This window comes from Spirosoma endbachense, from assembly GCF_010233585.1.
GTDB lineage: Bacteria > Bacteroidota > Bacteroidia > Cytophagales > Spirosomataceae > Spirosoma > Spirosoma endbachense.
Map to the genome: position 1 here is coordinate 6,865,011 of NZ_CP045997.1, position 22,672 is coordinate 6,887,682.

Genomic DNA, 22,672 nt, shown 5'->3' on the forward strand with positions numbered 1-22,672 from the left:
AATAGCAAAGAGCGAAAGAATGAAAGAGTGAATGAGTGGCTGACGCATCAAACAATGGGGCATCAGCCACTCATTCACTCTTTCGCACTTTCACTCAATAGTAATACATCAACTGCCCTGGCGGCATCGCGAATGGCCGTTTCGGGTGTTTTGCGGTCATACACCACACAGGCTTCGTATTCCTGCGAAATAATATCAAATACCTCTACAATAACTTCGCAGTTGTCAACTCCCCTGATGTAGCGCGATTGTCGGGCAAAGGGAAGGAGTTTCGGATTCTTTTGCAGAAACGAACTGAAATACGGATCGGTATCTACGTTTCGCCGGTGCGGGAATTGACCCGTTAGCTCCATTAATCGCAAATCGCCAGGTTTATCGATCAGCGTTCTGATGAACGCCCAGGCTGCCCGCGGGTCAGGGCACGTGTTGAAAATAACGATATTTTTGGGATCGCCGTAGGTATAGGCCGGGCCCGTATGGTGGTCGGGTACAGGCATTGGCCAGGTGTCGTAATGCAGGGTAGTGTCTTTGTATCTTTCCAGAAAACCAACCTGCCAGGGGCCCGTAAATGAGGTAGCTATACGTTGGTTCAGAAACGGATCGCGCGCAGATGTGAGCCGCTCTTTGGGATAATAACCATCCCGATACAATTGCTGCAAGAACCGAAAAACATCGACAGCATAACGATTATTGAACGCGGCCCGGGATGGATGTCCTTGATTATTTTTCACGAGAGGAGCACCGTTGGAAGCAGCCAGATAAAGCGGATAAAAATTAAAGAATCGTTGATACCAGATGACTTTTACTTCGGTATAACCGAGCCAACGATCCATATAGCCGTCGTGATTTGCATCTTTTGTGAGCTGTTTGCCGGCATTCAGATAACTGGAATAGGTATAAGGCGGTCCTTTCAGATTCGGGCCATTAACCTGCCCTGTGTTGCATAGCGTCATGATCGGGTTCACTTTCCAGGGAACCTGGTAGATATGCCCATCCGACGAAGTAGCCTCCTGGATCACAGCACTGTCGCAGCGAACACGCAGAAAATCCATAAAGCCACTAATCGTATCAAGCGGGATCAATACCCCGGCTTTGGCATACATTTCGACACTACCCTGCCACATATTGGCGTAAATGTCGGGCGTAGTTTTTCCTACTACCGATGCCAGAATGATCTCCTCGCTCGACTGTCCCTCAGGAATTGGCTGGTAGCGTAGCGGTTTGTCAGGATGGTTGCGCTGCCATTGGTCGGTAAACTCACGGGCGAATGTGATTTCGCCTGCATTGTTGGAGCACCAGAAAAGCAGTGGTCGCTTCGTTTCCACCTGCCGACAGCTGCCCAACATCAACCCGAACAAACAGGCAATGAATCCGAACGTTCGCATAAACTAGCCTTGAGACATAGTATGATTTTACCGATTAAAAAACTGGGCTTGTCTTTCGTTGTCTTGCATTTTCCCATGCAATTAGATCATAATATTACCATTATTTAAACGAAAAGTTTAATTATAAATTAAGAACATTTTTATACGAAAATAGGGTGTAGTATAGCCTGTTCATTCGATTACAGACTATACTACACCCTACCCTATTCTATTACTTTACTACTCAGTGATGATGCTCCTCTTTTTCATCGGGCGGAGCCGGAATCTGGCTCCGTAACTGACTTGCCCAGTTGGCAATGAGCTTCGCTTCTTCTGGTTTGAGGGCGGCTTCGTGATGAATCCACAAGTAGGAACCTAATGGCATCCAGCCTTCAGTGACCGCTTCGCCTACTTCTTCCAGCTTGTGTCTGGCTTTCTTGGGCGAATACGAAGCAAATTCCGAGAAGTTAAGCTCCTCTTTCCCCTCTTTGATATGGTTATTGAGCCACCACGAAACGGGTTGGATGTTATCGTACCAGGGATAGGTTGTATTGTTGGAATGACAATCGAAACAGGCTCGTTTCAGCACAGGTTGCACAGCGGCCGGAATCGCATATTTGGTTGTAATGTCATTAGGCGATACACCTGTTGACTGGTTTTTTTCGGGCCGAATAAACTGAATAACAACAAGGATAACCAGCAGACCAAGAAGTACTTTACGGAGCATAGTTTTAAGAATTATCGCCCAAGATAGTAAGCAAAGGGCCTTTCGTAAAAAATCTCCTTTTCATTTCAGGAGTTTCGCTCATACGCTTACCTGCCTTTGCCATGCTACGGTTTCTGATAACGCGTAAACTAGCCGCGGCTGCGATGGCATGACTCTGTGCGAAACTCCTGCAGTTATTCCAGTGACTGCATTAATGCGTGGGCTTTCCGAATATTGGCATTCAGCCGATCCGTTTCAACCAGACCATCACGAAGCCGGACGATGCGGTGAGCATATTCGGCAATATCCTCTTCGTGGGTTACCATAATCACGGTATTACCCTTACTGTGAATCTGGTCAAAAAGATCCATAATCTCGTAGGATGTCTTGGTATCGAGGTTACCCGTCGGTTCATCGGCAAGCAGGATACTGGGATCGTTCACTAACGCCCGCGCCACAGCCACGCGCTGCCGCTGCCCACCCGAGAGTTCGTTAGGCCGGTGACCAGCCCGGTTCTCCAAACCGACGTTTTTTAGGGCCATCATTGCCTTTTCAGTCCGATCGGCTTTATTATATCCCGCATAAATGAGCGGTAGAGCCACATTTTCAAGCGAGGTCTGGCGAGGCAACAGGTTGAATGTCTGGAAGACAAACCCGATTTCCTTATTTCGCACTTCAGCCAATTCGTTTTCGCCCATGCTGCTAACATCCTGATTATTCAGGATGTATTGACCCGACGTTGGCGAATCCAGGCATCCAACAATGTTCATCAGGGTAGATTTACCAGACCCCGATGGTCCCATAAACGCGACATATTCACCCTTATTGATACTAATCGTGATGGATTTAAGAGCCTCAACGACTTCGGTTCCCATTACGTAGCGTTTGGCAATACTGCGAGTTTCGATAATATTCATGTTGGATCGATGAAGTTAACGGGTAGCAACAATAGCCGCTGTTGCAAGACGGCGACGGCGCTGAAAGTAATTTCGTATAAACAAACCTGTTAAAACAACAATATCGATAGTAGATGGCGAATTCTCTTCATTTATGACAATATCTCCGGCATCCTGAAAAAATTTACGGGTCAAATCGTAGCTGACAATTTCCTTCTCGGGTAATCCATAAGGGTCCACACGAATCATATCCCACTCCCGCATCAGCATATTATGACGTTTCCAGCGATAGCTTTCTCCCGACATAAGTTTCAATTCGGCGCGTTTGCCAAATGCAAAGTCGATCTGGCCGACAACCTGATTATCCGCATTCAGGTCATGAATAGTAACCGAATGTAGTAGAAAACCCCGAACATCAAAGCGCAGGTGAGTAGTCTTCAAATGTGCTTCTACATCACTGCTGATCATGTCACGACGCATTCCGCCTACAATCTGTTCGTCCTGCATAATCACGACGTCACGGTTGAAGGCTTCTTTCACCCAACTCAATTTTCGATTCATAAACTCTGTTCAGGATAATGGAGAGATTGGCGCTGGCAAGGCTCAAAACCAAAACTTTATAATGAACAAAGCTAACTTATTGAAGGAATTTTTGACGGCTGTTTTCGATTGACGCCAATTTTTCCTGATAAGTTGTCAGAAACGCCTGATAATCGGCGGGTGTTGTAGCTACCTGAAGCTTTTCCAGGCCGTTTTCAGCATAATCACGAAGGCTCAAATCAAGACTAAGGTTAATGTAGGTCTTGAGCAATTCGGCATTATCCTCATTATAGGGCAGTGCTTTCACCACAAAATCGTAAGCTTCTCTGGACTGCTTCTGCTGCCTTTTAAGCTGAGCAGCTGCCGAAACGATCTGGGGATTTAGCGGAGCCAGTTGAATGGCTTTTTGATAAGACTGCTGTGCTTTGGCAAACTGGCGCGTCCGGTCATAGGTCTGACCAAGCCAGTAAGTCCGTTCAGCCTGATAATGCGGCAGAATGGGTTTATTCGCCATCGTTTCCGCCGAGCCGACACTACGCCGAAAGGCCGACAATCGCAGGGCCGCGATGGTTCGCATCGAAACGGCTACCGGAGTAATCTGATCCGAATCGGGCAACCCCGATAAGATCAACTGTGCATTTCGCCATTGCAAGTCATCGAGGTAATTATTCACCAGAGCAACCCCCGAAACCGTTTTCAGGCTCGGGTCCTTTATGGTTTCCCAGTAGGCTCCCCGGTTGAGATCATCCAATCGGTAAGTTGCATAAAATGCTTTTTCCAGATCCGTTTCGGGCTTACGCTCCGTATACAGAACCTGTTTTAAAGCGGCTACTGCCGGATCATTTCTTGAAGCCGTTTCCCAAAACGATTGCGCAATCGCCAGATCGTTCGCTTTTGTCAACGCTACGGCGCGGTAGTAAATCGATGTCGTATCCGAATTGTAAGCGAATGTTTCAGCCGCCCGACGATAGAGTCCCTGCTCCAAAAACCATATACCTGCTATGGAGCGATAAGCAGCCCCATTCTGTTGGTCGCTTTCTGCCAGTTGATTCATCAGACCGAACGCATCTACATGATTCTTCCGGTTGTATTCGGCAACCGCACGGGCCAGCAATAAATCATCCGTAAAATCCTGATTGACGGGATCAGTAGACAGCCGTTGAATTGTTGCTGTCAGACTGGTGTCAGATCGCTGGTTGGTTAGTGCATAATTGTATAAACTGGCAAATCGCCCAACGCTCAACCCCTGATTAGCGATCGACTCTGTTAACCAGGCAGGTTTTTCTGGCTGAGTGGTGTCTGGCCGGGCAAGCTGAGACTGAGCCACCATCCGAAGTACCAGTGCATTGGCCTGATATGACTCATAAGTAGACTTTGCCGTGTTTTTAGCCAGGGTCGAATCAGCCGCCAATACGCTGGGATTTCGTGCATAGAACGCTAACAGATTCGATTCGGGCACCTCATCGCGGGAAACATTTCCCGTTGCCGCTTTCAGATAGTAATAAGCGGAGTCGGCCACACTCGTTCGGGTGTAGAGGTAGCCAAGATTATTCTGTAATTCGCCACTACCGGGAAATGCCCGCAGACCCCGTTGCAGGGTTTTAACGGCTTCAAAAAACAAATCCGTTTGCAGATAGGTCTGGCTTAATCCAACATAATCCTGTGGGTTTGGCTGTTTCAGTAAAGCCTGCTGGAAATAAAAAGCCGCTGCTGTCTGGTTATTCTGCGACAAAGCCAGCGATGCCAGTGAGTAATTGGACTTGTGGTTCTGAAATTCCTGTTCCAGCGCCAGATTATAAAACGCATTGGCCGACGTCGGCTCATTACTAACCCTGTAATAATCACCCAGCCCATTGTAGTAGCCAGCCACTCCCTGCCGGAACGTGATCAGCCCACCCGATGCCAGCAAAACAACGACACCAACGACACCTACTATCCGAAACAGGCTTAATTCAAGCCGTTTGGGTTTATAAAGGATTCGATAAACGGGCAGGTTCTGCTGGTAGATAGGCAGAAAATTTATGACGACATAAGCGACAAAACACAGCCCCATCGCTAAGTGCGTATAAACAATAACATCCTCAAACAGCTCGACCAGCGGGTCGTTGGCCGTTGCAAACGCATAAGCCATTGTCAGTGTAGTAAGTAAGGCCAGCCCCGCGTACAGATACGCGCCTGAATCCCGGAAGGAGACCGCGTCCTGCTGCTGGATCAACCGCCGAAAACCCCAGATGCCCAGCATTACGGATGTCAGATATAAGACGAATGGACTGATAGCCAGTATATCCCAATCAATGGACCGGGTGTTTTTAAGCCAGATGAGTGCCAGATTGATTAGATACAAAAAACTGACAATCAGGAAATTATTAAACCCCAATGTTCGCCGTTGGCTTACCTGCGGAGACGATCCTTCGGGTTTTCCCGCCGACGTAATCCAGACTAATCCGGCAATAATCTCGGCCGCAATGAAAAATATAAAGCCAATGCTGAATACGAGTAAGACCGGCATTCCATAGCTCACCACGATCATAGCCGGAAAGGCTACGGGTGATAATGCGCCCAATAGAGCGGCTACAACAATTGTTAGCAGCGTAAAAACGGCCAGCCGCACCGTAATCGGATAATCGGCCCGAAAGGCATGAAAGTAATAACTCACCGATCCAAACACGAACGTCAGGATCAGAAACAGGTAGTTGCCACCCAGGCCCGGAATCTCGAGCATCTCCCAACGAAAAAAGGCCAATCCAAGGATCAGGGCAGCCATACTAACCAAATAGCGCACCCGATCAAAGCGGGTAACCGCGCTTATCAGTACGATAAAAGCAATGCTTATTCCAATCAAAAAAGCCGTAGCTACACCCGGCCGAATCTGCATAGGCGAGGCTACAAACTGTTCGGAAACGGCATAGGCTTTGCTATTTACGGCGTAGTCGAGTAAGCCATCCGAAAAGGTTTGAAACGTAACGGGCAATTCGTTCAGTTCGCTCAAAACATTCCAGTGAACAACATTGCCCAACCCCTGTGCCCAGGCAATGATGAACAGAATCACACTTACGGCTACAAAAAAAAGACTTACTAAATACGTAGACCGGTAAATCCGGCTCCACGCAGACCAGAAAAATAAGGATGACATGAAACAGAAACGTCAGTAATAGTTAGTTAGTGCCTGCTGGCTTCTTTGGATAGCTATAGCTCACCGAAAACGAGGCTAAACTTTTCTTTTACTGACCGATTTCATCTTTTACTCAGAACACATGGAATACAGACAACTGGGAGACTCCGATTTATCCGTTTCCGTTATCACATTTGGCGCATGGGCCGCTGGAGGCTGGATGTGGGGTGGTACCGAACAAACAGGAGCCATTGAAGCCATAAGAGCCTCCTACGACCTGGGCGTAACCGCTATCGACACAGCACCCGTCTATGGGCAAGGCGCCAGTGAGGAAATTGTTGGCGAGGCTATAAAAGGTATTCCACGCGACAAAATACAGATCCTGACGAAGTACGGTATGCGCTGGGATCTTACCAAAGGCGATTTCGGATTTAAAAGTCAGGACAATTCCGGGAACCCCATTGACATCTACCGATACGCTGGAAAAGAAAGTATCATTAAAGAATGCGAAGACAGTCTGAAGCGGTTAGGGACCGACTATATCGATCTATACCAAATGCACTGGCCCAACAAAACCACCCCCATCGAAGAAAGCATGGAAGCGGTGTTGCGGTTAATCGAACAAGGCAAAGTGCGTCAGGCAGGAGTGAGTAACTATTCTGCGGTGCAGATGCAGCAAGCGGAAACCGTTGTAAAACTAGCGGCTAACCAAGTTCCGTTCAGCATGCTCAACCAGTCAATCAATGCGTTGCTCGTTCCTTACTGCCTCGAACATAAAAAAGGTATTCTGGCCTATAGCCCCATGGAGCGGGGATTACTCACCGGAAAAATCAAACCCGGCCATCAGTTTGCGGAAGGCGACCATCGGACAAGTTATCGGTTCTTTAAAGAACAAAACATTGTTCAGGCCAACGATTTATTAGAAAAACTCAAACCATTGGCCGATGAAAAAAATGCCAGCCTGAGCCAGTTAGTCATTCGCTGGACAATCGAACAACCGGGTATAACGGCGGCTCTGGCAGGCGCCCGTAACGCCGAACAGGCCATTCAAAATGCAAAAGCTATTGACATCAGCCTATCGGCAGATGAACTGGAGTTTATAAACCAGCAGATACAGGAACTGGAGCTAGTGTAAATGATGGTGTAGTCGGGCAGACAAGTATACGCCCAACTACACCGCCATTCCTTTAGGACCCTTCCGTTCTTCCAGTCATTTCGGTGAGTTTCATTAGTTTTTCGGCTACTTCGTCAGTCAGTTGTCCTGGCTGTAATCGCCATTGCCAGCTTCGCCCACCCAGACCAGGTGTATTCATGCGGTTGGTTTCATCAAGATTCAGGATATCCTGTACCGGCATGATGGCGAGACGGGCAACTGATTGCATCGTTAGGCGGCAAATCTGATCGGCAATGTTTTCGCTGGTAATAGGAAAACCAATATAGTCATTCAATTTCTGGCGGGTTTCTTCGGTAACTTCCTTAAACCAGCCGAGCGTTGTGTTATTATCGTGTGTGCCCGAATAGACGACCACATTTTCGGTATGATTATGAACACCATGAGAGGAAGTCGGCAAATCATCGCCGAAGCCAAATTGAATGACACGCATACCCGGAATGCCATAATGACGCAAATGCGGTTGCATGTCGGCAGTACGCGCGCCCAAATCTTCGGCAATCACAGGTAAATTCACGAATTGTCGGTGCATGGCGTGCATGAATGCCTCAATAGGTGCTTTCACCCACTCGCCTACCTTAGCAGTTGGTTCACTCGCCGGAATTTCCCAATAGATGGCAAAACCCAAAAAATGGTCCAGGCGCGTCAGGCTGTATAGCGACATTTGATGCCGTAACCGATGCATCCACCACGCAAAACCTGTTCGCCGATGTTCTTCCCAATCATAAATCGGGTTGCCCCACCGCTGACCATATTCGCTAAAATAATCGGGTGGAGCCCCCGCCACAAATAGCGGCTGAAAGTTGGCATCCAGTTTAAACAAAGTCGGATTCGCCCAGACTTCTGTGCTATTGAACTGAACGTAGATCGGAATGTCGCCGATAAGGTGAATTTTTCGGGTATAGCAATAGGCGATCAGTTCATTCCATTGCCGAAAAAAGAAATATTGCAGCACCTTAACTTCTTCAATCCGATCGTGAAGCAACTCCCTTTGACGGGCCAGCGCAGCCGGGTCACGCCGGACGATCTCTTCCGGCCAGCGCACCCAGGTCGACTCACCCGTTTCGTCCTGCAAAGCCGTAAACAAAGCATAATCATCAAGCCAATCGGCTTGCCATGCACAAAATCGATCATAATCGCTGCGTTGGGCGGGTGTGGCATCACGGAGAAACGTATCAGCCGCCAGTTGCAGCAAAGGCCGCTTTTTAATCCAGGCGGCATGAAGTGTAGAAGGTGCCAGAATAAGCGGTCCGGCAAGTACCGCCGATGGCACATCACCTGATGTGGCGGGGGCTTCACTCACCGAAATGTCGTGAAGTGGCTGTTCATTAAATACTGCCAGATCATCTGGACTCAATAGATTTTCATCAGCCAGTTTCTCCAGACTAATCAGCAATATATTCCCGGCAAAAGCCGACGGACTACTATAGGGAGAAAACCCCGAACCAGGGTCTACGGGAGTCAATGGCAATATCTGCCAATAGGTTTGCCCGGAAGCATACAGAAAATCAGCGAAGCGGTAGGCTTCTGGTCCTAAATCGCCGACGCCGTGCGCTGAAGGCAATGATGTGATGTGGAGCAACAGGCCGCTTGAACGTTGTTGAAGCATGAATAAGTCGTGGTTAATAAAGAGTAAATGGTTAGTCGATCGTAGTTGGTTAGTTATTGAATACTAGCCGCTAGTGATAAGGCGATAACCACCAGAAACTAACTTTTGTACAAATCCGCTCTTGGTCAATTTTGTTTATTCCTTAGGATAAAAACCTAACTACCAAATGTATTCTATAGTCTAATAACCCGAAAATGACTAGCTCGAGTCTTGACCTTACGCAGTTTTTCTCCTACTTTTGCAGTCCCAAACAATGGGCAACATTTCAATAAGCTACATCATATACAAATGAGTACGGCAACGGCAGTCAATACGGGTAAGATTACGCAAATAATCGGGCCAGTTGTGGACGTGAGTTTTGAGGGCGAAGGCACTCGGATTCCGGCCATTCTGGATGCCCTCAAAGTAACTAAAGCCAATGGGCAACAGGTCATTCTGGAGGTTCAACAACACCTCGGCGAAGACCGTGTTCGCGCCATCGCCATGGACTCGACCGACGGCCTGTATCGCGGCTTAGACGTCGTTGACCTCGGCCACCAAATCACCATGCCAACAGGCGAAGGCATTCGTGGACGACTTTTCAACGTCGTTGGTGACGCGATCGATGGTATTCCCCAACCTAAAACAACAGGCGTTGGATTACCGATTCACCGGCCGTCGCCAAAATTCGAAGACCTCGCTACCTCAACTGAAGTACTATTTACTGGTATAAAAGTAATTGACTTACTCGAACCTTATGCAAAAGGCGGCAAAATCGGCCTTTTTGGTGGTGCTGGTGTAGGCAAAACGGTATTGATTCAGGAATTGATCAACAACATCGCCAAGGCTTATTCAGGTCTTTCGGTGTTTGCTGGTGTAGGTGAGCGTACCCGCGAAGGAAATGACCTGCTTCGCGAAATGATCGAAGCGGGGATCATCAAATATGGTGAAGCCTTCAAACATTCGATGGAAGAAGGTGGTTGGGATCTTTCCAAAGTAGATATGGCGGAAATGACCAAAAGCCAGGCAACCTTCGTATTCGGACAAATGAACGAGCCTCCGGGAGCACGCGCCCGCGTTGCCCTGTCAGGACTGACCATTGCCGAACACTTCCGCGATGGTGATGGCGAAGGTGCTGGTCGTGACATCTTATTCTTCGTCGATAACATTTTCCGCTTCACCCAGGCAGGTTCCGAGGTATCGGCTCTGTTGGGACGGATGCCGTCGGCCGTTGGTTATCAGCCAACGCTGGCTACCGAGATGGGTGTCATGCAGGAGCGTATTACCTCGACCAAGCGCGGTTCGATCACATCGGTACAGGCCGTTTACGTACCTGCCGATGACTTGACTGACCCAGCTCCGGCAACAACGTTTGCTCACCTTGATGCTACGACCGTATTGAGCCGAAAAATCTCCGAGCTGGGTATCTATCCAGCCGTGGATCCGCTCGATTCTACCTCCCGGATTCTGACCGCCGAAATTCTCGGTGATGAACATTACAACACGGCTCAGCGCGTAAAAGAGATTCTGCAGCGCTACAAAGAATTGCAGGATATCATCGCCATTTTGGGCCTTGAAGAATTATCGGAAGAAGACAAACTCGTCGTTTCGCGCGCTCGTCGTGTACAGCGCTTCCTGTCGCAGCCGTTCTTCGTAGCTGAGCAGTTCACTGGTTTGAAAGGGGTTCTGGTTCCTATCGAAGACACGATCAAAGGGTTTAACGAAATCATTGACGGTAAGCATGACCGTCTTCCTGAAGCCGCTTTCAACCTCGTCGGTACAATCGAAGATGCCATGGCGAAAGGTGAGAAAATGCTAAAAGAAGCGGGACAATAGAGCTAATTCAGAGATACGGTTACAAAATTTAATCTTTTGTTAACTGTATCTCTGATACCAAATTCCCTTTCTTAAGTCTAATAGTCAGAAAAATAAAAACGCATTTAGTTTTATGAAAACGTCGATTAGATTAAGTTTTGGAATAGCCGTATTACCCTTAAGCTTGCTGTTAATCTCAGCAACTTCTGCCCAGGTTGAATTTCCGGTAGCTCAAACGGCTTTAGTCGCTGGCGCGATCAACGAGGTTTCTATTGTACCGGCGTTGTCTCAGGATTCCTCTTCCACAACACACCTGGACAATGCAGTTGCGGCTCTGGACAAAGGCGATAAAACTGCAACGACGCAGGAGCTTAAAGCGGGAATTGCTGGCCTGGAGGCCGAAGCCCAGGCAAAGCCCACTTCGTTCAAAGATAAGCTACTGGCTCAGGCTGGTAAACTGAAAGCGTTGCTTCCACTCATTCCGACCGGAGCCCTGGGCAACGGCGTACTCGGGAAAGCGGTTAGTCTGGCCAAACTTGCATCGGGAGGCAATCAGCTGGAGGGCATTTTGGCCGCTGGTTCATTACTGGGTAAAGGCAGTCAGCTAACAAGTGGTCTTGGCGGAATCGGTAGTGCGCTGTCGGCGCTGGGTGGAGGAACCCAATCGACAGGCCAATCCCTGATTTCGACTGCTTTGGGATCGGTTAGTAAGTTAGACCAGGGCGGTTTGGTTGCCAAAGCCGCCGAACCAGCCGCAAAGACCCAAATCGGCAGCGTACTAAATTTCGTAAAAGGAGTTTTGTAATAATTATGACCGGGTCATAATTTATCATTCAATAGCATGACATTAGACATTATTACTCCTGACCGCAAGGTCTTTTCCGGTGAAGCCAGTGCCGTTACATTTCCGGGTAGCGAAGGTCAGTTTCAGGTTCTGAACGATCACGCTCCGCTGGTTAGCACACTGGATCGCGGACCGATTGTCGTGCAAACGGCATCCGGTCAACAGACGTTTACCGTTGATGGTGGCGTTGTTGAAGTATTACAAAACAAGGTACTGGTGCTTGCTGAAGCCGTAGTGGTCTAGGTAACCTATACAGTTAATGAATAAGCAGAAGCGTTCGGTTCATTTTGAGCTGAACGCTTCTGCTTTTATACACGTACACTGCTATTTACCGACAGATTTCGATCATTTACCGAGATTATACCCAAGCGATGGCCAGGTTCAGTAATTTTCCTTATCCATTCGCTCGTATGAACAGGACAGCATCACTTATTGCCATTCATCTTTTCGGCTGCCTGACCTTTCTGGCATTGCCTTACATTTTCGTCGAAGACGGCTTTTCAAAACTGTCGGAATTAGCCTACAATCCGCACGAACAGCGTAATTTATTGTCCTATCTGCTAACGATTGCGTTTTTCTACACGAATTACTTTATACTCATTCCCCGATTCTTCTTCGGGAAAAACTATGTTATCTACGGCCTTAGTGTTCTGGCCTGCTTTTTTGTTATTGAACAAACACTAGCCGGAGTCAACCGGAGGGGTATAATGCCACCGCCACGATCTCAGCCGCCACCTGAGTGGATGGAGCAAAGGCCTCCTTTTGAGATGGGCAATCGTTCACCGATGCCCCCAACTGGATTTCCGAGACCAGGGTCGCAACAGCCGGGTTTACCGCCTGAGATCAGTCAGACGTTTTTTCTGTTTCTAATTGGGTTTCTTTTATCACTCGCCATTCGTGTTAACAATCGCTGGCGAGAAACTGAACGCGAAAAATTGAATACTGAATTATCGTACCTGAAGGCGCAGATCAATCCGCACTTTCTGTTTAATACGCTCAACAGCATTTACTCACTAGCCCTTGAGCAGTCGGACCGAACAGCCGAAGCGATTACCCGGTTATCATCGCTGATGCGGTATGTGATTCAGGATGCGGCCGTTAAGCAGGTCCCACTGGCGAAAGAATTTGAGTACATCAGTCATTATGTAGCCCTGCAAAAGTTGCGTCTGGACGAAACGGTGCAAATCGATTTTTCAATTACCGGTAGCCCCAACGGCCAACAAATTGCTCCATTAATTCTAATTTCCTTCATCGAAAATGCCTTTAAATATGGCGTAAATCCCAGTGAAGATTCACTGATCCAGATCGGCCTGACCATTCATGAAAGTGAGTTACACTGCCATGTTTTCAACAAAAAAGTACGTATTTCGCAGGACACCGTTACGACTAGTGGCATTGGATTGACAAATACCAAATCGCGTCTGGCGTTAGTCTACTCCAATCGACACCGATTGCAGATTAGTAACCAACCCAACGACTTTACGGTCGATCTATACCTGACGTTGACATGATTCGAGCCATTGCCGTCGACGATGAGCCGCCTGCCCTGCGGATACTTGCCAATTTTTGCGGCCGGGTTGATTTTCTTACTCTACAAAAAACCTTTTTTCGTGCTGACGAAGCACTGGATTATCTGGCGAATAATCTGATCGATCTGATTTTTCTCGATATCAATATGCCCGCCTTGTCGGGGCTTGATTTTCATAAGCTCCTGCCCCATCCTACGCCCGTGATCTTTACGACTGCCTATGCCGAATACGCCGTTGACGGGTTTAACCTGAATGCTGTCGACTATTTGTTAAAACCGTTTACGTTCGAACGATTCGAGCAGGCGGCCCATAAAGCACGTGATGCGTATCGGTTCAGACAACAGCAAACGGAGCAGGATAAACCGACTTATTTGTACGTACGGGCCGATTATCGATTGTACCAGATTCCATTAGCCGATATTTTATTCATTGAAGGACTCGATGATTACCTTAAAATTCATCGCCAGAATGATAAACCTATTGTGTGCCGTATGACGATGAAAACGATGATGCAACAACTTCCCGAATCCAGCACCGCCGAGCGTTTTATTCGGGTTCATCGATCGTATATCATTCCCATGAACCGTATTGAAGCCGTACAGAACAAAACCATCCTGTTGTCAGGGCGTGAGATTCCGATTGGAGCCAGCTATGAAGCGGATTTCTTTCGTCAATTCGGCTCATAACGTCTGGCATCAATCGGCTTAGTTTACCGACAGCGTAACCTTCATTAACCGACATAATCGACCCATTTACCTCAAATTGGTCCGTGGCAACAACGATCCATCTAAAGTCAGCGTATTAAGCTATAATTAACACCTGTCTACTGACTATTATGGAACGCAAAGAGTTTTTGAAAAGAGGATTCGGAAGTTTGCTTGGGATAGCGACTGTTTTACCCGCAATTAATGCCTGTAGCTCATCGGAGGTTACCCCTACAACCTCAACGGGCACCAGCACGTCTACTGGCTCAACCAATGGGAGTTCGTCAAGTAACTGTTCGGTCACTCCATCGGAAACTGAAGGGCCTTTTCCAACTAAAGTCCCAGCCAACTTTGTGCGTAAGGACATTCGCGATGACCGCACCGGCGTAGCCTTTACGGTCAACATTACGATTAAAAATTCGAACAGCAGTTGTGCGGTTCTGGCGGGTGCTCTGGTTGATATCTGGCATTGCGACAAAGACGGTTACTACTCCGAATATGGCGGATCGGGTATGCAAAGTGTCAATTTTACAACCGTCGATTTTCTACGCGGGCGGCAAACGACCGATGCTAACGGTCTGGTTTCGTTCACGTCTATTTTCCCTGGCTGGTATTCGGGCCGCGCTCCGCACATCCATGTCCATATCTACAGCTCGACCGGAAAGTCACTGCTGGTCACTCAAATTGCATTTCCCTACGACATTGCTAACACGGTATACACAACGGCCCAATCGTACGGGTATACCAAAGGGTCGCAAGACACCAAGAACGAGTCCGACAATGTTTTTTCGGATGGGTTTACGACCGAACTGGCCACGGTTTCCGGCAGTATTTCAGCAGGTTACATACTCACCCATACAATTGTAGTCAGTGCCTAGTAAATAGGTGTTTGAGACTTCGGGCATAGGTTTCCTGAAGTCTCGCCAGCCCTTCAACGCAATGGCAAAAGGTCTTATTCGGCTTAGTTATCGTAAAATTATTGACGCATCATCCCAAAAAATCTGGGATAAATATGTGTTCGATGATACCTACATGGAGTTTTTCATGCAGGCCCAGTTCTATAATCAGCAGAATAAGTACACAACGTTTCAGGAGCTTCTGGACAACGTACCTAATGCCGATAAACTGCATTATTTGACCAGCACAGCCGCTGTTGGCTATATCAGGCAGTTGAATAAAATCATTCCGGACATTGCGAACAACGCCGGGAAATTGTGTCTGCCCTTCACACAGTTTACATTTGAGATTATCCAGTCGCATGTACAGAATAAAGATGCTCATCGAATCGCTATTTCCTTTTATAGCGAACCGCTGACCTGGATCGATACCATTGGCAATCTGCTGGTTATTGCCTACGGGGATCAACGCGAAGGGTTACGAACCGGACAGGAAGTGCAGACTGACATGATTGCCTTACAACCGTATCTGAGCATTTCTTCTTTTCAATACGGTAGTAGTTTGTCTCAGTAAGTATGGATACGCAAACAGAAGCTCAAATCTACCTCTCCGACCAACGAGGCTTTTCGCAACTTGACTCGTTCCGGAGTTATCACAGCTTCAATTTTGGCCATTATTTTCAAGAAAGCAGAAAACCATTTGGTGCCCTTCAGCTCCTGAACGATGATACGCTCAAAGCCGGGAAAAGCATCAGGATGATAGCCGAAACCCATACGACGGCCCTTATTATTCCGATTGTTGGCGGACTTGAGTACAAAAGTGAATCGGGCGATGGCTTTCTGGAAGCTGGAGAGGTTCAGATTTTTTCACTAGCGGCAGGTATGGACTATGAGCTTATCAATCCATACGAAACGGAGCTCATCAACTTTATTCAAGTCTGGCTCGATGACGATAGTATACCACCTACATCGTCTCCACAACAAACAGCCTTTGACTTAACCACTAAAAATAAGCTGTTACCGATTTTACCGCTCAGTAGTAGCCATACGCAAATCAGCCGTTGTTATATTGGCCGATATGACGGTCGGCAGGAAGACGTTTATCACCTTCAACAGGCAGCTGACCAGGTACAGTCCACCGGAATTTTTGTGTTCATCCTGAGCGGAGCGTTTGAGGTACAGAATCGGTTACTCCACGAAAGAGATGGGCTGGCGTTAACGAATCTGAAAGAGGGAGTTCTCGAATTTGAAGCGTTGTCGAACGATGCTATTCTTTTGCTCATGGAGATTCCGATACGCCCTGAAATTCATCCTGTGTAGAATACCCACTGTTCGGCAAAAGCTTTTCTACATAAAATAAAGCCTGTCTGCTTGACGCAGGCAGGCTTTAATCATAAGAAACGACTTAAGTCTATTAAGCTTGTTGCTCCACACTGGCTTCTTCTGCCACTTCAGTTGCATACGCATCTGTCGGTACGCAGGCGCAAACCAGATTACGATCTCCGTAAGCTGAATCAATCCGGCTAACGCTTGGCCAGAATTTACGGGCACGAACCTGCGGCAACGGATAAACGGCTTTTTCGCGGCTGTAAGGCCGAGTCCAGTTATCAGATAGCGCTACTGTAGCCGTGTGAGGGGCGTGTTTCAGCACGTTACTGGTCCGGTCAGCAGCACCCGTTTCGATTTCGCGAATTTCTTCCCGAATGGCGATCAGGGCATCGCAGAAACGATCAAGCTCGGCTTTCGACTCCGATTCGGTTGGCTCGATCATCATTGTTCCAGCCACCGGAAAGGAAACCGTTGGCGCATGGAACCCGTAATCCATCAGACGTTTCGCAATATCTTCAACTTCAACGCCTGCTACTGCTTTAAACGGACGGCAATCGATGATCATTTCGTGAGCGGCACGACCGTTCGTACCGGCATAAAGCGCTTCGTAGTGTCCATCCAGCCGTGCTTTAATATAATTCGCGTTCAGAATAGCGCGTTTGGTTGCATTTGTCAGCCCTTCTCCACCCATCATTGCAATGTAGGCATAAGAGATCGTCAGAATGCTCGCAGAACCATAGGGAGCGGCAGAAACAGCATGAATAGCCTGTTCGCCACCGGTGTGTACGAGGGCATGACCGGGCAGGAAGGGAGCCAAATGGGCCGCTACGCCAATAGGGCCCATACCAGGACCACCGCCACCGTGAGGGATACAGAATGTTTTGTGCAGATTCAGGTGGCAGACGTCAGCACCAATCGTAGCCGGAGATGTCAGACCAACCTGAGCGTTCATGTTGGCTCCATCCATATAAACCTGTCCGCCATGCTGATGAATGGTTTCGCAGATCTCTTTGATGCTCTCCTCGAAAACACCGTGTGTTGACGGATAGGTAACCATCAGACACGAGAGGTCATTGCTATATTGCTCAGCTTTCGCTTTCAGGTCAGCGACGTCGATGTTGCCGCGTTCATCGCATTTAACGATAACGACTTTCATACCGGCCATAACGGCGCTGGCTGGATTGGTTCCGTGAGCCGATTGCGGAATCAATGAGACATTCCGGTGGTAATTTTCCTGGCTTTCGTGATAGGCCCGGATCACCATCAACCCTGCGTATTCGCCCTGAGCGCCCGAATTCGGCTGCAACGACATGGCGGCAAAACCCGTAATTTCACATAACCAGGCATTGAGGTCACTGAATAGCTGCTGATAACCGGTGGTCTGATCTTTCGGCGCAAACGGGTGTAATTTACCAATCTCAGGCCACGTTACCGGAATCATTTCGGCAGTAGCGTTGAGTTTCATGGTACAACTACCCAACGAAATCATGGAATGAACCAGCGATAAATCCTTTTCTTCCAGCGATTTCAGGTAGCGCAACATCTCGTGCTCGGTATGATGCGTATTGAAAACCGGGTGGGTCAGATAGTCCGATTGACGCACGAGCCGTTCGGGCCAGGTGATGTCCAGATCAGCCAGAATGGCCTCCAAATCACATTTTACGCCAAAAATCGAAAGTAGTTCTATAAGGTCGTCCAGTGTCTTAGCCTCATCGAACGACACGCTCACTCGTTCGCCATCAGACAGATAACGCAGGTTTACCTGCGCAGCCCTCGCCGATTTTCTTAACGATTCAACATCGCCAACTTTTACGGTAACGGTATCGAAATAATTATCTGTGCTCAGTTCGTGCGCGCTCCAGCGAAGAGCCGTTGCAAACACTTTGGCCAGACCATGTACTTTTTCGGCAATAGCCTTAAGCCGTTGCGGACCATGATATACGGCATAGCTACCAGCCATGACAGCCAGTAAAACCTGTGCCGTACAGATATTTGAGGTTGCTTTTTCGCGACGGATGTGCTGTTCGCGGGTTTGCAATGCCATCCGAAGGGCGGGTTTTCCTTCCGCATCCAGCGAAACACCAATGATCCGACCCGGAATTTGACGCTTAAAGGCATCACGGGTAGCAAAATAAGCCGCATGTGGTCCGCCAAAACCCATCGGAACACCAAAGCGTTGCGCTGAACCGACAACTACGTCAGCACCCATTTCGCCCGGAGGAGTTAGCAATGTCAGAGCGAGCAGATCAGCAGCAACGGCCGTTGTAATACCTAATTCGTGAGCGGCCGAAATCAGATCAGTATAGTCGAACACTTCGCCATCTGAGGCTGGGTATTGGAGCAAAATACCGAAGATTTCACCATTGGTCAGGTTTACAGTTCGGTGATCGCCAACAAGTACCTGAATACCGATCGGTGTCGCACGGGTCAACAACACATCAATCGTTTGTGGATGACACCGCTCTGAAACGAAAAACGTACTGGCCGATTTCTTAGATGCTGGTCGCATTGCATAGAGCATATGCATAGCCTCGGCAGCAGCAGTAGCTTCGTCGAGCAGCGAAGCATTCGCCAGATCCATACCGGTCAGGTCTGACACTACCGTCTGAAAATTAAGGAGCGCTTCCAGGCGACCCTGTGCTATTTCAGCCTGATAAGGTGTATAAGCCGTATACCAGGCTGGGTTTTCCAGAATGTTACGCAGAATAACATTCGGTGTGATGGTATCGTAATAACCGGTACCGATGTACGATTTGAAGACTTTGTTTTGACCAGCCATCTTCTTGAAATCTGCCAGAAATTGCGTTTCCGATTTGGGAGCGGGCAGATTAAGGGGGCGGGGGAGCCGGATTGCTGCCGGTACCGTCTGATCAATTAGTTCGTCGATGGATTCGACCGGCAACCCGGTCGTAGAAATAGTTTGGAGCATTTCGGCCTGGGCCGCTTCGGTTTGGCCGTGATGACGGTCCTCAAATGACTCCTGGTAACGAAGGTTTAACTTCATCGAAAGATAGCTTCTGTATAAAATACAAATTTACACAACCATCCCGTAAAAAGAGGTATAACCAAACCACTTGTGGAAGGATTCTGTGTCAATCAAACGCAATTTTCAATGTGTGGGTTCTCTCCATCGGTTATAGCGTACTAATCGGTTTTATTTACTGGGAATGAAGAAGTTACTTATTCCCTGAAAATAATTTTACCGTTTCCGGTATCACCTAGGCTGAACCCAAATCCATCTGGGTTATGTCTTATTACAACCAAAGTTCTATACATCAGGAAACAGAATCGACACATCATCTATAGGTGTTTCTACGATAACATACAGCTGTGCTTTCCTTGTCTGCTAGTAGATAATGCGCTATACTTACCGCGTCAAATTTCTACTGATCTGCTCAATGGCAACGCTTACGGCCAAGGCTACTCCCATTTTCCGACGCTTATTTCCAGTTGAAAAACATCAGAAACAGGAAGCCCGGTCAACTAACCTGTCCAGCCCAACCTGGTTCGCACCCATGCTGGTGGGTTCGTCAGAAAGATCGCAGCGGACGTCGGCCATGCAGTCTGTTTTCTTAGGTATTCTGGTAGCCATTCCTGTTTTTATCTACTATAAAACCATTTTCGAAAACGCCTATAACTTTCCATACGAAGACGATTTCAACAGCGCACTGAGCTTTATAGCTGACTATGCTTTTGGCAAACTGACTTTTGGCGAAAGGCTTAAATTGATTTTTTCGCAGTACAACGAGCACCGAATCGTGTTCGACCGATTGGTTTTTCTGGCCGACTATGGATTATTCGGTGAATTGAACTTCAGCCACTTAATTATCGTAGGTAATGTATCGCTGTTACTGATCTGTGTTCTTTTCCTGAAGGCATCGTTCCGGCAATTTTCCATTTCGCAAAAGCTCCTTTATCTATTGCCCGCGGCCTATTCGCTTTTCCTGTTTCAATACTGGGAGCTCTCCACCTGGAGCATGGCAGCCTTACAGAATCTATACGTCATTCCGTTTGCCATGCTTAGTCTATATAGCCTGAGCAAACCCAGCCGAAATGCGTTTATTGTGGCTTGCGGAGCGGCTGTACTGGCCACCTTTACCAGTGGAAATGGCATGTTTACGTTCTTTGCCGGTGCCGCTTTGTTGGTTCTGACCCAATCCTATCGAAAGCTGGCTCTGTGGCTGGCCATTACTGCTGCTACGATTGCTCTTTATTTCTGGGGATATATCCGGCCGCCCTATCACCCCGACATTGCCGACTCGCTGATAAACCATACGGGCCGGGCGATCAGTTACTTTTTTACACTGACAGGTATGTTGCTGGGGCCGGGTCGGCAGAAATTGAGTATGCTGTTCGGTGCGCTATCCTTACTAGTATCGGTTGGCCTGGTCGGTTACCTCTGGTATATAAAGCGGATTGGTGAGCATTTGCCCCTTGTTGGCTGGTTATTATTCCTTTACCTCACCTGCCTGTCGCTCATGGCTACGCGCTCAGGCATGGGCATTGGGCAGGCTGCTACGCCACGCTATGGCATTGTGGTTGTTATGCTGTTTGCCACCCAATCGGTACTGGCCCTTGAAACCTTCAGGCATCGTTACCTGCGGTTAGGCGTGCTGGCTGGCTATGTAGCTGTAGCGTTGTTTGTGTATCTGTCAGCCATCAATCAGGACAACCGCCGACGGATTGAGGATCGGACGCGCAACCTGAAATTCAGCAGTGCTTTTTATAACGCCAATCCGGCGAATCTATATTTGCATTGGGCAAATCCGGCGATTGCGAATACAATTTTTACGGATGCGCGCCAAAAGGGAATTTTCCAGGTACCAGCCATTACGTTCGAGGATCTTAAAAGTACGCCAGAGCCCTTCGATCCGGCACAGCTATTACCCAGCCATAACGTTACGGTCAACGCCCAACCCTACGAAACCGGCGATTTCCTGATTCTATACCGGGTCTGGGCTCAGATCAACGGTTCATTAGCCAGAAACACATCCATTCAGGTAATTGCCCGTTCGGCAACTAACTGTTACGCATTTACTGCGCAGAAACACGCCTGGGAGGACACGGACGACCACATACTGAACAGAAAATATACCCAGCCAGGATTCTCCTGTGTTCTGGACAAAAAAGATCTGAAACCAGGGCAGTATACGCTATGGATCTGCCTCAGAAACGGCGGAGAGAAGGTGTATCAGCCGATGAACATTATATTGACTAAATAAAGCAGTAAGTTCCTCTCATTTTTTCCGGCTACATAAGCTTAAATTTACGATAAAATATTGTTTGTTTACATAGCTTGATAGCATTGTGGCTTGATAGTTGAGAGACCGATTGCAATGAATTCTTCAGACACTCCGCTGGTATCGGTCATTATGCCCGTTTATAACGGTGAGCAGTATTTGGCCCAGGCAATTGAGAGTATCCTGTCGCAATCATATTCGCGGTTGGAACTATTAGTTTTAGATAATGGATCTTCTGACAATACAGCTCGTATTGTTGCCGACTATGCTCAGCGTGACCGGCGAATAAGGCCGCTTTGGGAACCAGTCCCTTTAGGGTATGGGGGTGAAGTAGCCAGTAATATAGCCGCCCGCCAGGCAACCGGCACATTTATTGCCAAGCTTGATGCTGATGATATTGCCCGACCCGATCGTCTGGCAAAACAGGTTGCATTTCTACAGGCCAATCCAGATGTGTTTCTGGTTGGCAGTAATCTGGAGTTGATCGATAGTCATGGACATATCACTGGCATACGTACCTATCCGCTTATACATGAAGCCATTTTTAATGAATTTTATTTACGCTTTCCCATTGCAAATCCCTCAGTGATGTATCGCAATGTCCTGAAAGAAGACTTGTATGTTATTCGTTTTTCACATTTCAATGATTATTACAGCTTATTTCTATTGATAAATAGCGGGTTGCGCATGCAAAATCTGCCCGAGTGTCTGACAGCCTACCGCATTCATAACACCAATACAGTATTTACCAACCTGCGCGTCAAGTGGCGTAGCAATGTAGCAATTAAAGAAAGCTTTATACACGACTTTGGCTATGTAGCCCCGCTGAGCCAGCGGATTAAAATAGCAGCCATTACCCATATAATCAATCTGTTACCTGAACGTATCCTTATCAAATCGATGAATAAGGCCCGTCAGTTGATTAAAGCCTGACACAT

The 22,672-nt window shown here is 47.9% G+C and carries 18 protein-coding genes; 11 read left to right on the forward strand and 7 right to left on the reverse strand.

Annotation, left to right across the window (positions count from 1 at the left end):
* Window positions 1-74 precede the first annotated feature (74 nt).
* The 5 genes from GJR95_RS28015 to GJR95_RS28035 all read right to left on the reverse strand — a co-directional run bounded on the left by GJR95_RS28015 (window position 75) and on the right by GJR95_RS28035 (window position 6,639).
* On the reverse strand, window positions 75-1,385 hold the full coding sequence (locus GJR95_RS28015) for an extracellular solute-binding protein (RefSeq protein ID WP_162389004.1): 1,311 nt from the start codon (window positions 1,383-1,385) through the stop codon (window positions 75-77).
* Window positions 1,386-1,608: 223 nt separating this feature from the next.
* Window positions 1,609-2,091 carry a heme-binding domain-containing protein gene (locus GJR95_RS28020; protein WP_162389005.1) on the reverse strand — a complete coding sequence of 161 codons (483 nt, stop codon included), beginning with the start codon at window positions 2,089-2,091 and terminating at the stop codon, window positions 1,609-1,611.
* Between the two features lie 173 nt (window positions 2,092-2,264).
* Window positions 2,265-2,987 carry an ABC transporter ATP-binding protein gene (locus tag GJR95_RS28025; protein ID WP_162389006.1) on the reverse strand — a complete coding sequence of 241 codons (723 nt, stop codon included), beginning with the start codon at window positions 2,985-2,987 and terminating at the stop codon, window positions 2,265-2,267.
* 15 nt (window positions 2,988-3,002) lie between these two features.
* A complete protein-coding gene (locus GJR95_RS28030; protein WP_162389007.1) occupies window positions 3,003-3,527 on the reverse strand; it encodes a hypothetical protein in 525 nt (174 codons plus the stop codon).
* Between the two features lie 76 nt (window positions 3,528-3,603).
* Window positions 3,604-6,639, reverse strand: a complete 3,036-nt coding sequence (locus tag GJR95_RS28035; RefSeq protein ID WP_162389008.1) for a tetratricopeptide repeat protein — start codon at window positions 6,637-6,639, stop codon at window positions 3,604-3,606.
* Between the two features lie 121 nt (window positions 6,640-6,760).
* On the opposite strand from GJR95_RS28035, the gene GJR95_RS28040 reads away from it, so the two are divergent.
* A complete protein-coding gene (locus tag GJR95_RS28040) occupies window positions 6,761-7,753 on the forward strand; it encodes an aldo/keto reductase (protein WP_162389009.1) in 993 nt (330 codons plus the stop codon).
* 52 nt (window positions 7,754-7,805) lie between these two features.
* Here GJR95_RS28040 and malQ read toward each other — a convergent pair whose 3' ends face one another.
* Complete coding sequence (gene malQ, locus GJR95_RS28045; protein WP_162389010.1) at window positions 7,806-9,398, reverse strand: 4-alpha-glucanotransferase; 1,593 nt, start codon at window positions 9,396-9,398, stop codon at window positions 7,806-7,808.
* A gap of 288 nt (window positions 9,399-9,686) precedes the next feature.
* Here malQ and atpD point away from each other — a divergent pair, with 288 nt between their 5' ends.
* From atpD to GJR95_RS28085, 8 genes are all read left to right on the forward strand, one after another.
* The gene (gene atpD, locus GJR95_RS28050) at window positions 9,687-11,213 is read left to right on the forward strand and encodes a F0F1 ATP synthase subunit beta (protein WP_162389011.1); all 1,527 of its coding nucleotides are present in this window, start codon (window positions 9,687-9,689) and stop codon (window positions 11,211-11,213) included.
* 112 nt (window positions 11,214-11,325) lie between these two features.
* A complete protein-coding gene (locus GJR95_RS28055; protein ID WP_162389012.1) occupies window positions 11,326-11,997 on the forward strand; it encodes a hypothetical protein in 672 nt (223 codons plus the stop codon).
* A gap of 36 nt (window positions 11,998-12,033) precedes the next feature.
* Window positions 12,034-12,279, forward strand: coding sequence for an ATP synthase F1 subunit epsilon (atpC, locus tag GJR95_RS28060; protein WP_162389013.1), 246 nt, complete (start codon window positions 12,034-12,036; stop codon window positions 12,277-12,279).
* A 167-nt stretch (window positions 12,280-12,446) separates the two neighbouring features.
* Window positions 12,447-13,547 carry a sensor histidine kinase gene (locus GJR95_RS28065; RefSeq protein WP_162389014.1) on the forward strand — a complete coding sequence of 367 codons (1,101 nt, stop codon included), beginning with the start codon at window positions 12,447-12,449 and terminating at the stop codon, window positions 13,545-13,547.
* Window positions 13,544-14,251: a LytR/AlgR family response regulator transcription factor gene (locus tag GJR95_RS28070; RefSeq protein WP_162389015.1), complete on the forward strand. Its 708-nt coding sequence runs from the start codon at window positions 13,544-13,546 to the stop codon at window positions 14,249-14,251. Before GJR95_RS28065 ends, GJR95_RS28070 begins: the two co-directional genes overlap by 4 nt.
* A 149-nt stretch (window positions 14,252-14,400) precedes the next feature.
* The gene (locus GJR95_RS28075; protein WP_162389016.1) at window positions 14,401-15,147 is read left to right on the forward strand and encodes a dioxygenase family protein; all 747 of its coding nucleotides are present in this window, start codon (window positions 14,401-14,403) and stop codon (window positions 15,145-15,147) included.
* A 61-nt stretch (window positions 15,148-15,208) separates the two neighbouring features.
* Window positions 15,209-15,739 (forward strand): hypothetical protein, encoded by a 531-nt coding sequence (locus tag GJR95_RS28080; RefSeq protein WP_162389017.1) that lies wholly within the window; start codon window positions 15,209-15,211, stop codon window positions 15,737-15,739.
* A 2-nt stretch (window positions 15,740-15,741) separates the two neighbouring features.
* The gene (locus GJR95_RS28085) at window positions 15,742-16,485 is read left to right on the forward strand and encodes a pirin family protein (RefSeq protein WP_162389018.1); all 744 of its coding nucleotides are present in this window, start codon (window positions 15,742-15,744) and stop codon (window positions 16,483-16,485) included.
* A 94-nt stretch (window positions 16,486-16,579) separates the two neighbouring features.
* On the opposite strand, the gene gcvP is transcribed toward GJR95_RS28085, so the two are convergent.
* Window positions 16,580-19,498 carry an aminomethyl-transferring glycine dehydrogenase gene (gene gcvP / locus GJR95_RS28090; protein WP_162389019.1) on the reverse strand — a complete coding sequence of 973 codons (2,919 nt, stop codon included), beginning with the start codon at window positions 19,496-19,498 and terminating at the stop codon, window positions 16,580-16,582.
* 394 nt (window positions 19,499-19,892) lie between these two features.
* On the opposite strand from gcvP, the gene GJR95_RS28095 reads away from it, so the two are divergent.
* Window positions 19,893-21,716 carry a hypothetical protein gene (locus GJR95_RS28095; RefSeq protein WP_162389020.1) on the forward strand — a complete coding sequence of 608 codons (1,824 nt, stop codon included), beginning with the start codon at window positions 19,893-19,895 and terminating at the stop codon, window positions 21,714-21,716.
* Between the two features lie 114 nt (window positions 21,717-21,830).
* Complete coding sequence (locus GJR95_RS28100) at window positions 21,831-22,667, forward strand: glycosyltransferase family 2 protein (RefSeq protein ID WP_174260238.1); 837 nt, start codon at window positions 21,831-21,833, stop codon at window positions 22,665-22,667.
* Window positions 22,668-22,672 lie beyond the last annotated feature (5 nt).

Coding starts and splice junctions, on each gene's coding strand:
- malQ (WP_162389010.1), bottom strand. CDS start 9,398: ATGCTTCAACAACGTTCAAGCGGCCTGTTGCTCCACATCACATCATTG.
- GJR95_RS28015 (WP_162389004.1), bottom strand. CDS start 1,385: ATGCGAACGTTCGGATTCATTGCCTGTTTGTTCGGGTTGATGTTGGGC.
- GJR95_RS28065 (WP_162389014.1), top strand. CDS start 12,447: ATGAACAGGACAGCATCACTTATTGCCATTCATCTTTTCGGCTGCCTG.
- GJR95_RS28025 (WP_162389006.1), bottom strand. CDS start 2,987: ATGAATATTATCGAAACTCGCAGTATTGCCAAACGCTACGTAATGGGA.
- GJR95_RS28075 (WP_162389016.1), top strand. CDS start 14,401: ATGGAACGCAAAGAGTTTTTGAAAAGAGGATTCGGAAGTTTGCTTGGG.
- GJR95_RS28100 (WP_174260238.1), top strand. CDS start 21,831: ATGAATTCTTCAGACACTCCGCTGGTATCGGTCATTATGCCCGTTTAT.
- atpD (WP_162389011.1), top strand. CDS start 9,687: ATGAGTACGGCAACGGCAGTCAATACGGGTAAGATTACGCAAATAATC.
- GJR95_RS28095 (WP_162389020.1), top strand. CDS start 19,893: ATGGCAACGCTTACGGCCAAGGCTACTCCCATTTTCCGACGCTTATTT.
- GJR95_RS28085 (WP_162389018.1), top strand. CDS start 15,742: ATGGATACGCAAACAGAAGCTCAAATCTACCTCTCCGACCAACGAGGC.
- GJR95_RS28035 (WP_162389008.1), bottom strand. CDS start 6,639: ATGTCATCCTTATTTTTCTGGTCTGCGTGGAGCCGGATTTACCGGTCT.
- gcvP (WP_162389019.1), bottom strand. CDS start 19,498: ATGAAGTTAAACCTTCGTTACCAGGAGTCATTTGAGGACCGTCATCAC.
- GJR95_RS28080 (WP_162389017.1), top strand. CDS start 15,209: ATGGCAAAAGGTCTTATTCGGCTTAGTTATCGTAAAATTATTGACGCA.
- GJR95_RS28040 (WP_162389009.1), top strand. CDS start 6,761: ATGGAATACAGACAACTGGGAGACTCCGATTTATCCGTTTCCGTTATC.
- GJR95_RS28070 (WP_162389015.1), top strand. CDS start 13,544: ATGATTCGAGCCATTGCCGTCGACGATGAGCCGCCTGCCCTGCGGATA.
- GJR95_RS28020 (WP_162389005.1), bottom strand. CDS start 2,091: ATGCTCCGTAAAGTACTTCTTGGTCTGCTGGTTATCCTTGTTGTTATT.
- atpC (WP_162389013.1), top strand. CDS start 12,034: ATGACATTAGACATTATTACTCCTGACCGCAAGGTCTTTTCCGGTGAA.
- GJR95_RS28055 (WP_162389012.1), top strand. CDS start 11,326: ATGAAAACGTCGATTAGATTAAGTTTTGGAATAGCCGTATTACCCTTA.
- GJR95_RS28030 (WP_162389007.1), bottom strand. CDS start 3,527: ATGAATCGAAAATTGAGTTGGGTGAAAGAAGCCTTCAACCGTGACGTC.